Origin of the sequence: Domibacillus sp. PGB-M46, assembly GCF_022668875.1 — a bacterium.
In the GTDB taxonomy this organism is placed as follows: Bacteria; Bacillota; Bacilli; order Bacillales; family Domibacillaceae; genus Domibacillus.
In genome coordinates, this window is record NZ_JAKGCR010000026.1 from 1 (window position 1) to 13,689 (window position 13,689).

Genomic DNA, 13,689 nt, shown 5'->3' on the forward strand with positions numbered 1-13,689 from the left:
GCCAGCGTTCGTCCTGAGCCAGGATCAAACTCTCCAAAAAAGTTTGACTTGCTCATTTGTTTCTATTAAAACACGGGGTGTTTTTAATAGAAGATAAAAATTTAAAACGTTGACGTTTATTTTGTTCAGTTTTCAAAGATCAATTTCCTTTTCGGTCGTTTCCGACAGCTGAATAATCATATCAGTCAGGATGTTTTAAGTCAAGAACTTTTTATCAAAAGTATTATTTTAATAAATGGTTATTAAAACTTATAATCACTTTACGTTTGCCACGTTTCATCGTGACAGGTAAATAATATAACAGATTTATAAGTAATGAGTCAACAATAATTTTTCGCAATCAATTATATAGAAATAATTAATATCAGTGAATGATTTTTGCCGTATACTCATGCTGTCTTAGAGACAGCATAAAATATAACGTATTGTTATCCCGTCGTCAATCCTTTTTTATTCATCTTTTATTACCACTGTTGGATTTTCAACCCTAACTTTTTCTTTTTTCAACCATAGTGCTAAATATACGGATAAAACAGATAATCATTAACATACTGAAAACACAGTGAAAAAGCTTGTGCTTTTAAAAGCACAAGCTTTTTCACCAGCAGTTTCCCTTTGCGAAGATGGGCAAAAAGTAATTTTCCGTCCGGATATGGTTTTGTGTATGCCCAAAGCGAAACATGAAAATAGGGTCATAAAGATAGCTGCAAATTAATTGTAGACTTTCCTAATATCACTTAACTTTTTATTACCTTTTCACCAATAACATCAAAGACAAGCAGTTGATTGGGTGTTTTAAAATCCTTCGTCAGATGGCTGTAAGCTGAATGTCTCCGTTTGTCCGCCCCATTTGATCATCACTTTCACATCCTGATCCTCTTGAGTTATCATACAGCCGTCACACCAACTTCCTGTTTTGATTAAAACCCCATCTTCATTTAGTTCGTCTGTTCCTTTTGAGCTTCCAGAATTCGTTTCAATAGAATAGCTGATTTCCGCTGGCGGTGCACCTTTTCCTGTATATTGGATTTTGTACTCCGTGGATTCACTTTTTTTACTCTGGGGAGTTACTTGGTAATTCACATACCAATTTGTACTTTCCCCTGCAAAATTATAGCGCGATTTCCATCCGCTTTGACAGCCGCTTAACAACAAACTTGCCATAAAAAGAAAATAACAAAGATGTTTTTTCTTCATATTGCTCGCTCCTTGTATTCTAACTGCTCTTTCTTTGTACAATATAGAGCACCTTATTAGACAGATGACCCGGCTAGTTCAGCTTTCGAGTTACTGTTAAGATTATTTTAGCACAACGTACTATAAAAGTAATTTTTTTCTATACGGTTAAGTCACTTAACGCTCCCTCTCCCCACTGTCCCCTTGTATACAAAAAAGTCCGGGGAATCTACTGATTCCTCGGACTCCCCATACATCGCGCATTTGGTATTAAAGGTTATTTAGCAGAAAGTTCACTTTCTGTTACCCATTTATGATTGGTTACTTTTTCTCCGCCGTTAGTCGGCGTGTAATCAACCATATACACTGTGGTCTGCTCATCTGATTCAATTGCAGCTTTAGCACCTTTCATGCCTTCTAGGTGATCCGTATCTAAAGTAACTTCTGTGCCAGGCTCTATTGGTTGTTCACCAGCACCCTTGACCTCTTCGTGAATAATCCACTTGTGATTCGCAACCCGTTCACTACCGGTCGTCGGAGTGTAGGACATTGCATACACTGTTGTGTCGTAAGCACCAGAAATGGTTGCCTCAGCACCTTTCATACCCTCCATATGACCATCTTGAATAATAGCCTGGCTTCCTATTTTAAAAGCCGGATTTTCTGCTTCTTTTAACCCTTCAGGAACTTCGGCTGAGCCAGAATGATTCGTTTCTTCTTCTACCGCGTCGCTCCCGCATCCACTTAAACCGATGATTGCTGCAATACCAAGCATATAGATTATCTTTTTCATTTTTCCGCCTCTTGGTTGTTAATATGAACAGGCTTATCCGCAACTGTTTATGTATTAAAGCATTTTATCATTGCAGCGGCCAAGGTTTCTCCTTTCCTTATTCATCCTGCCTGTCTGAGAACCGTTTAAAAACAAGAAAAAAGGGCTATCTTGCATTTGTTCTTTTTTAAAATTGAATGGCGCCTGCAGAAAGCTAACAATTAAACCTTTTTGTATAAGCTGTTCATCAATGATCCATAATGGTACTGTTCGTCCCAAACCTAACTCCTATAGCTTGAAACCCTTTCTGCAGCCGGGTTCCCACCTGGCTTTTTTTGTATATGCTCCTTTCGGCGGCTTTCATTTCAAGCTCACTTTATTATTGACAGGTACCTTGGACAAAGGAAGGTGTTTAAGGCTTCCTTAGTGGGGTGCCTATACAACTAAACCCTCTAAAAACCAAAACAGCTGTTTTGGTTTTTTTATTGTAAGGAACAGGTTTGCCTTCCTGTTATCAGGGTATGATTAGTAAAGTACCACCCCCACCTAAAGCTTACTCATCTTTTTTCCGGAGAGCGTTTGGTTCTTCGGTTCTTTTTTGTTTGTTTTTCTTTAAAGGGGACATTTTCCTTCTCAACATTTTCTCTACTCTTTTTCATGTCCATTGTTCGCTTTGTTAACCACCTTGGGCAAATCCTGACAAAAAAAGCTGATTTAGAAGTCCATCGTTCGGTAGCGTTGAATTTCACAGCTATTACAATAATGGAGCAACGGGTAAAACTTTTAGATCCTTCCACAATTACTGTAACAAGAGTTTCTTTAAACGGAAATGCAGGTGCTGATTCAATCGAAGAGAAGATGTGCTAAACGCGAATTTGGCAATACATCGATGGGAAACTCAAAATTATCTCGGGCCATTGCAGTTCCGTTAAATAATTTTGAAAAGGTGAGCAAATTTAAGACCCATATTAACAAAAGAACTCCCTGTAAAAGAGTTCCGCTATTATCGGCTGAAGGAAGAGCTGCAAACCTTTTGCAGAGAAAATGGAATGAATACTTCTGGATCGAAACAGGAAATCACCAGTAAAATTGCTGTTTTTCTTGAAACAGGAGATATCAAAAGGCCATTAAGAAAAACAAAACCGCCTGCTCCTGAAGCTCTGCAAAAAGAGTTGAGCCTGGAAACGGTGATTACTGAACATCACCGCTACAGTCAAGCAGTGAGAGCTTTTTATAAAGCTGTTTTCCCAAACTTTCATTTTTCTACATACATACAAAACTGCTTTAAAAAGAATAGCGGTAAAACGTATAGGGGTGTTGCCAACGCCTGGCATGAGGAGCATCAGCGTTTCAAGAATCCTGCATATAAAACCGACATTGCTCCCCAATTTGAATATAATCAATTTATTCGGGACTCTTTGCGGGCCCATATATATTTCTGTATGAATTCTCCTCAACGTGTACATAATAGGTGTAGTGAGGAAATCCCCATTTTCTCATGCAATATCCCAGTCAACATGCGCAGTCAGAGCCCCCTCTGGCTGTTTTTTATTACGTCTTGTTGTTCGGCAAGCATAGTAAAGTGGTGGTGATAAAAAATGGATTTCCCAACCATACACACGAATTTCTGGGACGCAGTCACTGCCGTTCCTTTAGTTATGATCTTAACTCAGATCATTAAATTGAAATTTAAACCGCCTAAGGCGTTCGTTCCTACTGTAGCACTAGTGATTGGGCTTCTTATTGCTGTCTTCATCAGTCATCCATACCATTTATCTTCTGGTTTATTTATGGGCTGGTTTTATGGATATGCGGCGGCTGGCTTATATGCCTCCTTAAAAGCAAACGTCATTTCTTTTTTTAAAAATTTCATGGTAAGAAACACGAGTGAATAGCTCATATAATCCGCACAAAGAACTCACCCTAACTACCCATCTCTTGCTTTGATGTTTTTAAAACACGCTTGTCCCTTTACGCAGCCATGCATTCGGACAGGCTGCTTTTTTATCCTCTGGCTTTTGGACTTTTAAACGGAATTGCTTCTTTAAATAAACACTCCCTCGCGTCTCTTTGGAGTTATCACCTCTCTGATATTGCCTATCTTCTTTGCGGAGCACTGTGAATATGCGTCGTTCTCGTGAGTACGTTATACTACAAACCAAATAACAGACCCACATACCGAATAATGGATGGCAGCAGCACGACCCACCAGCTCCAGTCGATTACGCCCAACAATTTCAAAACAACGAAAATCATCGTTAGTATATTTAAAATCCCCATCACGCCCTCCTTGTTTTTAAAAAGGAAACTATTTTCCCTATTAAGCATGCCACGAGCTGTACCTGCCCTTTCGTATTCATTCAACGGTTATATTCTGTATAAGCAGGAGAAATCTTACTCCTGCTTTTCCAAAAAGACGGCGCCAATCATTAGTCTGTAATAATGTGTTTTAAAGAAATCATCCTTTTTCTTAACTGTATATTCGTATATTTGTAGACAGCAAGGTCACATCATACTGCCTACCTTGATCTATGACTGCTTTAATCACCACGTATTATGATGTTTCATATCAATTTACAGGAGGTCATTAGAAATGTTTTTCGCCAACACTCAACCTCCCCCTTATTATGCGGTGAACTTCACTTCCCAAAGAATGGATAAGGAATCGGACAGCTACTATAAGGCGCCTGATCTAATGGTCGAACTTGCTTCTAAACAGCCGGGCTTTTTAGGCGTGAAAAGTGCGAGAGAACAAAACGGATTAGGGATCACCGTCTCCTACCGGGGTTCATTAGACACTATTGCACAATGGAAAGAAAATTTATCGCAGCAGAGAGCACAAGAAAAAGGCAAAAAAGACTGGTACTCATCCTGCATAACCCATATTTGCAAACTGGAAAGAGACTATGCAAATGAAGGCGCCTGATCAACTTTGTGTTTGGCAAGAAAGAAAAAAGCTTCTCCTATGAGGGAGAAGTTTTTTTGATCGGCATCATTTTATTTTTCGCTTCTTTTAAACTAACGGCGGATACCGGAATGTTTTCCGGCACATACACTGAAGATAAAAAGGAATTTTATGCTTATGACAAATGGAGCTCAGCTATCCAGTGAACAGTTAAATACGATTCGATTTGCGCATAAGAATTTCTTAAAGCATGCCGCTCTTGAACTGCACTACGAGCGATTAAAACTGGCCAACGCGAGTGATCACCAAAAGTATTATCAATACGCTGAATTGCAATATTTTCATAAGTCTAGGGCTCTTCATTCTAAAAGCCAATTTTCAGCTGCTTCTTTTATGTAGAAAGTTACATAAAAGCACAAAAAAGCCAGGATATCCTCTTATCCTGGCTTCTTTCCTTTTGATTCGTCTATTATTTATTAATCACAATCGATAATTTATAATTCGCATGCTTGTTTAAATCTACTAAAAATTGATCTAATGTTTCATTGGATGAAAATCTGCACTCAAGAAGATAACAGCCATCGCCACTAATTTTATAATTGTTTATTACATAGTTATCTTGTGTATTTACAAATGAAAGATAAGGACCGTGATTCGGACTGTTTGTGTAAATCGTAATCAAAGCATGTATAAAACAACCTATTTTAACTTGATTGACTTTAATGGTATACCCTTCGATTACTCCGTTATCCTCTAATTTTGCCACTCTAGAAGCGGCTGCTTGTCCTGTCAAATGGACCTTTTCACCCAATTCTTTCATGGTAATGCGGCTGTTTCGAGATAACTCTTCTAATATTCGCATATCTGTATGGTCCAGCATTCAATCAATCCTTTTCATAGGGTATGAAGTATTTTATGTAAATGAATTCTTCTCAATGAATGGGTAATAAATATTAAAATGGATCTTATCCACTGAGGCGATTAAGCAATTCCTTCTTTTCTATTTTTGTCGGGAGAACATAAACCGATAATGGCTGAATGAAAACCCGGCACAATTACTTTTTTAATAGTAAAAATCAGACCGGCTTTCGATTCTTAAACACCACTTTTTAAATGACCCTCTATATTCTCCCCGGCGAGGATATAGTTTCGCTCATTTTAAAACATAATACGTTTTGCTTTCAAAATTCAAGTCAAACGGCTAAAAGACTTGATTTTATCCATGTAAATGTGAATTGGTCACAGTATAAACTATACGTAGATCAAAGAAAAGGAGTAATACACATGAATATACAACAAATTCGAAACGCAACAATCGTTGTCCAATATGCAGGAAAGAAGTTTTTAATTGACCCATTTTTGGCGGAGAAAGGTACGTACCCGCCCTTCCCAAATTCGGTAAGACAAGATCAAAACAATCCTTTAGTCAGCCTGCCCACATCCATTGAAGAAATCATTAACGTAGATGCAGTTATTGTTACTCACCTGCACCTAGACCACTTTGATGATGCTGCCAAAGAAGCACTGCCAAAAGAGATCAAAATGTTTGTACAGAATGAAGAAGATGCTGGAGAGGTGAAAAAAGCCGGCTTCCAAAATGTCGAGGTACTGCAGGAAGATACCGCCTTTGAAGGAATCCGGTTAATCAAAACAAAAGGCGAACACGGAAGAGGAGAAATCTTGAAGCTCGCTGGCCTTGTGTGCGGTATTGTTTTCAAGCACCAAGACGAAAAAACATTGTATGTAGCTGGGGATACGGTATGGTATGAAGCAATCCAAGATGTGATTGATACCCATAAGCCAGAAATCATCGTAGTAAATGGTGGAGACAACCAGTTCCTAGAAGGCGGTTCTCTTGTAATGGGGAGAGACGATATCTATGAAGTGCATAAAGCTGCCCCTCACGCTAAAATTATTTCTGTCCATATGGAAGCTGTTAACCATTGGACATTATCCAGAGAAAAATTAAAAAGCTTCGCCGAGGAAAAAGGATTCTCTACGAGCCTTTCAGTGCCAGAAGACGGCGAGTCTTACACATTTTAAACTGAAAGACGTTCAGACATTGTTGTCTTCATTTTATTTCGTCTAATTTTTAAGCATTCATTTGCTCTTCCGAAATATAAGAAGCTCATGATTATCAATGATATAATCACGAGCTTCTTATTTATTTAATTATTGGTCAACAGCTGACCAAACTGCTGATAAAACGGTGACCTTCTAAAGGAGCATGCACAAAAGACAGTTTAAAAAGCTGAAATTTATTTTGTTAGGAAGTGCAGTTTATGATAAGGGAAACAGAAGACACCAGAGGGGCAAAACAGCAGCCTTCCTGGCTGCAAGGTTATATTGATTCACCTGAAAAACAAAAACAACTTTATAAAAAAACATTAAGAGTGGTAATCCTTGCACAAATCTTTGGAGGCGCAGGACTTGCTGCCGGTATAACAGTAGGCGCCCTTCTCGCACAAGATATGCTGGGGACGGAAAGTGGTGCAGGGATTCCCGTTGCCTTACTTACTTTAGGATCTGCAGGGGCTGCCCTGCTTGTAGGCAGGCTTTCACAGCGTTTTGGGCGCGGAACAGGACTTGCAGCCGGTTTTCTTGCTGGCGGACTGGGTGCGATAGGTGTTATCATCGCTGCCTTAATCAGCAGTATTGTACTTTTATTCGCTTCCTTGCTTATTTATGGGGCTGGTACCGCCGCAAATCTGCAGGCACGATATGCCGGCACAGATCTGGCGACACCTAAACAGCGGGCAACGGCTGTGAGCGTGGCTATGGTTTCGACTACTTTTGGTGCAGTAGCGGGCCCTAACCTGGTCGGTGTAATGGGGGAATTTGCAGGTTCTATCGGTATTCCAGCTTTGGCTGGTCCCTTCATCTTGGCGGCTGCTGCTTTCATCCTTGCCGGACTGGTTCTCTTACTTTTTCTTCGGCCAGATCCTCTAGTTGTATCTACAGCCATAGCAAATGCCCAGGGGAAAGACGGGACAGTGCAGGAATCACGTAAGGAAAGTTCTGTAATAAACAAAAGAGGAATTGTCGTAGGCGCTGCTGTTATGGTTTTGACTCAATTTGTTATGACGGCCATTATGACCATGACACCCGTTCATATGGAACACCACGGCCACAGTTTGAGTGAAGTGGGGCTGGTCATAGGTTTTCATATAGGCGCTATGTACTTTCCCTCGCCTTTGACAGGCTTGCTGGTAGATAAAGTGGGTCGTACGGCAATGGCTGTTGCTTCAGGTGCTACACTTCTAGCCTCCGGTATACTGGCAGCTTTTGCACCGGGAGACTCAACGGCACTGCTTATCTGCGCGCTGATACTGCTTGGTGTTGGCTGGAACTTTGGCTTAATAAGCGGCACAGCTCTTATTATAGATGCAGCACACCCATCTGTTCGGGCAAAAACACAGGGATCGGTTGATGTCCTGCTTGCATTATCGGGTGCATCAGGCGGTGTGTTATCGGGCGTGGTAGCCGCTCATTATAGTTATGCGGCACTATCTCTTTCTGGAGCAATTCTGTCACTATTGCTTATTCCTGTAGTTGTTTGGTCTCGAAAGACTCAAAGCAAAGATTTGATATAAATCTCTCTATTTGATCTCTTTTAATGAGTTAGTCCGGCATCAATGCAGCGTTTTATCTGACAAGGGGCGGTTAGGTTCCAGTGAATAAAGGCAATTTTCAGCAAGTAACTAAATGCTACTTTTTCCTGTTTCCCCGTCTCTTGTTTAATCACAGGAAACAATGTTTAATTCATTTCAACGAGCTAGATTCTCACACGTCCCTGGTTGTCCTAACGCTGGGCAGCATCGTCATCTCTTCTTTGATCAATATACAAAGAACCATCCTGCTGCACCTCTGCATAGAAAACGCCTGAAAGAGATTGAATATTCATTTTCTGTAATTGCTGGTCCAGCCATTGCTGATCCAATTTTAACTTTTCGAGGTTCCGGCTATTCACTACTCCATCTGTTATGATGGCTGCAGGCATTGGAAAAGCATACTGAGCTTCCGGTATATTGAGATCTTTTTTAGTGGCTGGCTGTTTTGTTTCTTTCTTCATTACAGAAAGGCTCCCATCTGTTTCAAAAATCGCATAGTCCACATCCGATACGGCAAAAACATCCTTTTTCCGTAATAAAGAACTTAATGTTTCCATATCTACCCGGACTTTGCGCAGGGCACTTTCCATGATTTTTCCGTTCTTGATCAAAATAACCGGCTGCCCCGTCATGATCTTGCGAATCTTTTTAGACTTGATATCCAAATATCCAAGCAAAACCGTAAACGCACTCCAGCTCGCCAAAGCGATCAGTCCATCAACCACCCTAATTGCAGGATCTGTTGCCAGAGAAGCACCGAGCGTTCCAAGAACAATGGCTGAAATAAAGTTCACGAAGGTCATTTGGGCAATCTCTTTTCTTCCCATAATTCTTGTTAATACTAGTAAAACGATAAAGGATAACGTAAGCCTCAGCAGTAATTCTGGAATTGGCATAGTTAAGGATACTCCTTTCTCTAAAAAAGCTTCTTATTGGATCGTATCTGTTTGGATTCATAAGTATAATACGGGAGCTTAAGATGTACTTTTTGGATTGGCCAGCTTGATACAAGCTAGAGATTCTTTTCTTGAGGCTGGCTTCTTTTCTCTTTTGCCAATTTCTGTTTCTTGTTATCATCGCCATACTTTTTGATATATAAACGAAAGCCGAAGTGTATACAGTCAGCTATCGCAAGCAGTATCATCTTCTTTATCACGAAGAAGCGATGATAAAAAAAGCCGGGCTGAAGATTTTACTCTTCAGCCCGGCTTCTGTTGCCTGTTCTTCTTGTATGCCTGTCTACATTAAATTACACATATACATGCAGCTAACTACGTTCGCAATTTATGGAATAAACTGTTGATCAGCAACTTTTCATGGAAAATGACTGTACTGCCTTCATAGATGCCGCAATGTTCCTAGATGTTTTTTCCATATAGTGTGCTGCATGTTCAAATGCATCAGGAAGCGTGATTACCCCTGGGACAATGCTGAACAGGGCGTCAATTCCGTGCTCAAACACCACGTCGCTGTCTGGAGACACAGATCCCGCAATGCCAATGACAGGCACACCATATTTTTTCGCCGCTCTGGCCACACCGATCGGCGTTTTCCCGTAAATCGTCTGGCTGTCGATCCGTCCTTCACCAGTAATTACAAGATCAGCATCTTTAACTGCTTCTTCAAAATTCATCGCTTCTAGCACAATGTCAATTCCTCTTTTCAAGTCCGCGTTTAAGAAAGCGAGCAGGCCTGCTCCGAGACCGCCTGCTGCACCGGCGCCTTTTATATCACGGAATGACGTGCCAAGCGCTTCTTCTGCCACATCCGCAAAATGGGACAAGTTTTGATCAAGCAAGTGGACCATCTCTGCTGTCGCTCCTTTTTGCGGGCCAAAAATGGCAGAAGCCCCTCTTGGTCCTGTTAATGGGTTATCCACGTCGCAGGCCACTTCAATGTGAACCTCTTTTAATCTGGCATCCAGTTTGCTCAAGTCAATTGTTACAATCTGCGAAAGCGAACCGCCTCCAGGGCCGATATCCTTTCCTTCTTCATTCAGAAATTTTCCGCCGAGGGCCTGCACCATTCCCGCTCCCCCATCGTTTGTGGCGCTTCCGCCAATCCCTATGATGATATGCTTTACGCCTAAATCAAGGGCAGCTAATATTAATTCACCTGTTCCTCTTGTAGAAGTAACGAGCGGATTTCTGTCTTCAACAGGGACAAGATGCAAACCCGAGGCAGCAGCCATTTCGATAACAGCTGTTTCCCCGTCTCCCATTAATCCAAAAAATGCATTTACTGGCTTTCCAAGCGGTCCTGTTACCAGCCGCTCCTCAATCGTGCCATTTGTGGCATCGACTAGTGACTGAACAGTGCCCTCGCCGCCATCTGCCATTGGCTTTTTCTCATACACGGCATTTGGAAAAACAGATTTGAAGCCCTTCTCAATTGCATTGGCAGCTTCCAAAGCTGATACACTTTCTTTAAAAGAATCGGGGGCGATTACAATTTTCATTTTTCTCCATCTCCCTTTTTAAGTGAGAATCTTGTAAAAGGCTGGGTAAAATGACTGCAAAGCCAGCCTGCCTTAAGCTTCTTTCCCGCTTATTTAGTCTTATTTTATGAACAAGCACGTTTATCCAAAAAGCTTAAAGACTCCAAATACAAGAGTAGAAATAACAGCAAGCGTTAGTCCAACCAATGACTCATACGGCATTAATTTCAAGCGCTCTTTAATGTCCATATTCACACTGCCGGCTGTAGCATGGAAAAAGCTTCCGTGCGGCAGGTGGTCAAGGACTGTAGCTCCCGCATGAATCATCGCCGCGCCCGCCAATGCTGAAACACCTAACCCTAAAATCGTGCTGCTGAAAACAGTGCTTGCTACTGCTGTTCCCGCTGTGGTAGAAGCTGTGGCAGCTGACATAAAAATACCGGAGACTGGTGCTAATAAATAAGCGGGCAGACCGGATGAGCCCAGTGCATTGATGACTACATCTTTCAGTGCAGAATTGGCAATGATGCCGGCTAATGTGCCCGTGCCGAGCAGCATAATGGCTACGCCGGACATTTTGTTCAAGCCGGAAATGGCATAATCATTGATTTTCTTCGTCTTTTTCATCGCGATGGCACCAATGATTCCTCCCACTGGAAGAGCCACCATAGGATCGATGTTAATATTAAATAACGGCCGCAAAGCAAGCAAAACAATCGTAACGAGCGGCGCAATCAAGGCGGTCAGGAATAAAGGATGCTGCGTTTGATCGGTTGCTTCAATATCCTGTCCTACTACGGCTGAGCCTTTCTGAATCAGTTTTTTCGCAAAGAAATACGTAACAGCGAGCCCGAAGACGGCCGGGATGATTCCAGCAGCCATAATAGAGGTAAGCGGTACGCCGAATGCATCAGAAGCTGCGATCGCGTTAGGGTTCGGCGACATAATATTTCCGGCTTTACCGCCGCCGATCATCGCCAGCAAAATAGCTGACTTTGAAAATTTGGCACGTTTGGCAATGGCCAGCGCAATAGGAGATACGGTAATAACAGCTACATCAATAAAAACTCCAACCGCTGTTAGAATCATTGTGGCAATGGATAGTGCCAGCAGCGCCCGTGCTTCCCCAAGTTTTTTCACAATGGTTTCTGCAATGGATGAAGCAGCCCCAGATTCAATCAGGACACCGGCCAGAATACCGGCAGCCATAATTCTCAGTACTGCTGGAATGATGTCTTTCGCACCCTGCATCATTAAAGCAACAGTATTGGTAATGTCTACACCGCCAATCAACCCGCCGATTAAAGCTCCGGCCACCATCCCATACGCAGGCGGCACTTTTTTTAAGATTAAGATAATGGCAATAGCCAGGGCACTCAGGGCACCTAAAGCGCTTACAGTAACATCCATGTTGTTTCCTCCCATGATGATTGTTTTGTTATGTCCTGATTGTAAGCGTTTGCTAACGTAATTACATTGTGAAAGACAATAAAATGTTTTTCAAAAAAACGCTTACTTATTGTGCGTATGCACAATTAGCGGATGTCGTGCAGCAGCTTTGCCATGTATAATTCCATTAAGTCTTTTACATTCCGCGGATCTTTGTTTGTTAAATCCGTAATTTTATCCAGACGGTACCTTAGCGTGTTTCGATGGATAAACAGGCTCTCGGCAATTTTGTTTAATTCTCCGCCCTCTTTTATGTAAGCTTCTAATGTATGAACCAGTTCCCCCTTCTGCCCTTGATCCAACAGTACATCGTAGAAGGAAAAGGAGTTGTGGCCCTGTTCTTCCTGAGCCAGTTTTGCCAGCATGATTTCTAACCGGTAATCTTCGTAACAGTGGAAGTTTGCTTCGGGCTGAAGCTTACTTCCTGCCAGAATGGCTCCTTTAGCCTGCTGAAATGAGGTTTTTAATGCTTTTATCGTTTTGGCAGTACTGCCGCTTCCAATCCAAACTTTTGGGCCTGAGGCTTTCTGGAACCTTTTTAACAACGGCGTTAACTCTCTATTGGTTTCTTGTCCATCGTCTTTTTTAAGCACAACGATCTCGTTATTAAAGGTCACGCCTATTAAGTCCGCTTTACCGATTTCATATTGGATTGACCTCACAAATGCTTGGATGGAGGCTTCTGTATAGCCCGGCTGCTGCAAAACGATAGCTCTTCTTGGCTGATCTAAATCAATCCCGAGAATGCCGGCACGTTCTTTTATCCATTCTTCATTCAAACCTTCTTCTGCTATAATCTGATTCACAATTTCACTCTGCAGCCTTTGCTTCCACTGCACTCTCTCAAGTAAAAAAGACTGTTCCAATACAAGTTCGGCTGCCATTTTTACAAGCTGTGCATAATTTCGAATTTGATCGGGCTCTCCGGTAATGCCTATAACTCCAACAATCTGGTTGTTAAAGCGGATAGGCAAATTGATGCCAGGTTTTGATCCTTTCATTCCCGCTGCCTTGGTTTTGTCTATTTCCACACTTTCTCCGTGTTGAAGGACGAGAAGAGCACCATCGTGGAGCTGGTTAATTCTTTCACTGTCTCCTGACCCTAAAATAACTCCTTCATGATTCATCACATTAATATTTTTATTTAAAATTTTCATCGTCCGCTCAACGATTTCCTGAGCAAGTTCAGATGTTAAAAATGGCATGCTGTTTTTCCGCCTCTCTTACGCCGTTTCTTCTTAATTTATCATAGTAAAAATGCACAATAAATAAAGAGGCTGGATTACAACAGAGCCGTTTTTCGTTTTTACATCATTTTAGCGCCTGCTTTTGTAATTTC

The 13,689-nt window shown here is 41.6% G+C and carries 14 protein-coding genes; 6 read left to right on the forward strand and 8 right to left on the reverse strand.

Features of this window, described 5'->3' with window-relative positions:
• Window positions 1–795: 795 nt before the first annotated feature.
• Entirely contained in the window at window positions 796–1,197 is a 402-nt protein-coding gene (locus L2D08_RS19990) for a hypothetical protein (protein WP_242236527.1), read from the reverse strand.
• Between the two features lie 256 nt (window positions 1,198–1,453).
• Entirely contained in the window at window positions 1,454–1,969 is a 516-nt protein-coding gene (locus tag L2D08_RS19995) for a YdhK family protein (RefSeq protein WP_242236529.1), read from the reverse strand.
• A gap of 989 nt (window positions 1,970–2,958) precedes the next feature.
• Between L2D08_RS19995 and L2D08_RS20000 the strand changes: the two genes are divergently transcribed.
• Together L2D08_RS20000 and L2D08_RS20005 are read left to right on the forward strand one after the other, a co-directional pair.
• Window positions 2,959–3,540 carry a DUF6434 domain-containing protein gene (locus tag L2D08_RS20000; RefSeq protein WP_255822060.1) on the forward strand — a complete coding sequence of 194 codons (582 nt, stop codon included), beginning with the start codon at window positions 2,959–2,961 and terminating at the stop codon, window positions 3,538–3,540.
• Between the two features lie 6 nt (window positions 3,541–3,546).
• Complete coding sequence (locus L2D08_RS20005) at window positions 3,547–3,843, forward strand: hypothetical protein (protein WP_242236533.1); 297 nt, start codon at window positions 3,547–3,549, stop codon at window positions 3,841–3,843.
• A gap of 256 nt (window positions 3,844–4,099) precedes the next feature.
• On the opposite strand, the gene L2D08_RS24120 is transcribed toward L2D08_RS20005, so the two are convergent.
• Window positions 4,100–4,228 (reverse strand): hypothetical protein, encoded by a 129-nt coding sequence (locus tag L2D08_RS24120; RefSeq protein ID WP_255822058.1) that lies wholly within the window; start codon window positions 4,226–4,228, stop codon window positions 4,100–4,102.
• 313 nt (window positions 4,229–4,541) lie between these two features.
• On the opposite strand from L2D08_RS24120, the gene L2D08_RS20010 reads away from it, so the two are divergent.
• Window positions 4,542–4,874 carry an antibiotic biosynthesis monooxygenase family protein gene (locus tag L2D08_RS20010; RefSeq protein ID WP_242236534.1) on the forward strand — a complete coding sequence of 111 codons (333 nt, stop codon included), beginning with the start codon at window positions 4,542–4,544 and terminating at the stop codon, window positions 4,872–4,874.
• Window positions 4,875–5,030: 156 nt separating this feature from the next.
• On the forward strand, window positions 5,031–5,252 hold the full coding sequence (locus L2D08_RS20015; protein ID WP_242236537.1) for a hypothetical protein: 222 nt from the start codon (window positions 5,031–5,033) through the stop codon (window positions 5,250–5,252).
• Window positions 5,253–5,322: 70 nt separating this feature from the next.
• Here the strand turns inward: L2D08_RS20015 and L2D08_RS20020 are convergent, their stop codons facing one another.
• Window positions 5,323–5,733 carry an Lrp/AsnC family transcriptional regulator gene (locus tag L2D08_RS20020; RefSeq protein ID WP_242236539.1) on the reverse strand — a complete coding sequence of 137 codons (411 nt, stop codon included), beginning with the start codon at window positions 5,731–5,733 and terminating at the stop codon, window positions 5,323–5,325.
• A 404-nt stretch (window positions 5,734–6,137) separates the two neighbouring features.
• Here L2D08_RS20020 and L2D08_RS20025 point away from each other — a divergent pair, with 404 nt between their 5' ends.
• Window positions 6,138–6,896, forward strand: coding sequence for an MBL fold metallo-hydrolase (locus L2D08_RS20025; RefSeq protein WP_242236540.1), 759 nt, complete (start codon window positions 6,138–6,140; stop codon window positions 6,894–6,896).
• Between the two features lie 239 nt (window positions 6,897–7,135).
• Window positions 7,136–8,446 (forward strand): MFS transporter, encoded by a 1,311-nt coding sequence (locus L2D08_RS20030; RefSeq protein WP_242236541.1) that lies wholly within the window; start codon window positions 7,136–7,138, stop codon window positions 8,444–8,446.
• 209 nt (window positions 8,447–8,655) lie between these two features.
• Here the strand turns inward: L2D08_RS20030 and L2D08_RS20035 are convergent, their stop codons facing one another.
• The 4 genes from L2D08_RS20035 to L2D08_RS20050 all read right to left on the reverse strand — a co-directional run bounded on the left by L2D08_RS20035 (window position 8,656) and on the right by L2D08_RS20050 (window position 13,555).
• Window positions 8,656–9,360, reverse strand: coding sequence for a DUF421 domain-containing protein (locus L2D08_RS20035; protein ID WP_242236543.1), 705 nt, complete (start codon window positions 9,358–9,360; stop codon window positions 8,656–8,658).
• A gap of 407 nt (window positions 9,361–9,767) precedes the next feature.
• The gene (locus tag L2D08_RS20040; protein WP_242236545.1) at window positions 9,768–10,922 is read right to left on the reverse strand and encodes a glycerate kinase; all 1,155 of its coding nucleotides are present in this window, start codon (window positions 10,920–10,922) and stop codon (window positions 9,768–9,770) included.
• Between the two features lie 120 nt (window positions 10,923–11,042).
• A complete protein-coding gene (locus L2D08_RS20045; RefSeq protein ID WP_242236547.1) occupies window positions 11,043–12,311 on the reverse strand; it encodes a GntP family permease in 1,269 nt (422 codons plus the stop codon).
• A gap of 125 nt (window positions 12,312–12,436) precedes the next feature.
• Window positions 12,437–13,555 (reverse strand): CdaR family transcriptional regulator, encoded by a 1,119-nt coding sequence (locus tag L2D08_RS20050; protein ID WP_242236549.1) that lies wholly within the window; start codon window positions 13,553–13,555, stop codon window positions 12,437–12,439.
• Between the last annotated feature and the right edge of the window lie 134 nt (window positions 13,556–13,689).

Coding starts and splice junctions, on each gene's coding strand:
- L2D08_RS20020 (WP_242236539.1), bottom strand. CDS start 5,733: ATGCTGGACCATACAGATATGCGAATATTAGAAGAGTTATCTCGAAAC.
- L2D08_RS20010 (WP_242236534.1), top strand. CDS start 4,542: ATGTTTTTCGCCAACACTCAACCTCCCCCTTATTATGCGGTGAACTTC.
- L2D08_RS24120 (WP_255822058.1), bottom strand. CDS start 4,228: ATGGGGATTTTAAATATACTAACGATGATTTTCGTTGTTTTGAAATTG.
- L2D08_RS20005 (WP_242236533.1), top strand. CDS start 3,547: ATGGATTTCCCAACCATACACACGAATTTCTGGGACGCAGTCACTGCC.
- L2D08_RS20015 (WP_242236537.1), top strand. CDS start 5,031: ATGACAAATGGAGCTCAGCTATCCAGTGAACAGTTAAATACGATTCGA.
- L2D08_RS20040 (WP_242236545.1), bottom strand. CDS start 10,922: ATGAAAATTGTAATCGCCCCCGATTCTTTTAAAGAAAGTGTATCAGCT.
- L2D08_RS20035 (WP_242236543.1), bottom strand. CDS start 9,360: ATGCCAATTCCAGAATTACTGCTGAGGCTTACGTTATCCTTTATCGTT.
- L2D08_RS19990 (WP_242236527.1), bottom strand. CDS start 1,197: ATGAAGAAAAAACATCTTTGTTATTTTCTTTTTATGGCAAGTTTGTTG.
- L2D08_RS19995 (WP_242236529.1), bottom strand. CDS start 1,969: ATGAAAAAGATAATCTATATGCTTGGTATTGCAGCAATCATCGGTTTA.
- L2D08_RS20050 (WP_242236549.1), bottom strand. CDS start 13,555: ATGCCATTTTTAACATCTGAACTTGCTCAGGAAATCGTTGAGCGGACG.
- L2D08_RS20030 (WP_242236541.1), top strand. CDS start 7,136: ATGATAAGGGAAACAGAAGACACCAGAGGGGCAAAACAGCAGCCTTCC.
- L2D08_RS20025 (WP_242236540.1), top strand. CDS start 6,138: ATGAATATACAACAAATTCGAAACGCAACAATCGTTGTCCAATATGCA.
- L2D08_RS20045 (WP_242236547.1), bottom strand. CDS start 12,311: ATGGATGTTACTGTAAGCGCTTTAGGTGCCCTGAGTGCCCTGGCTATT.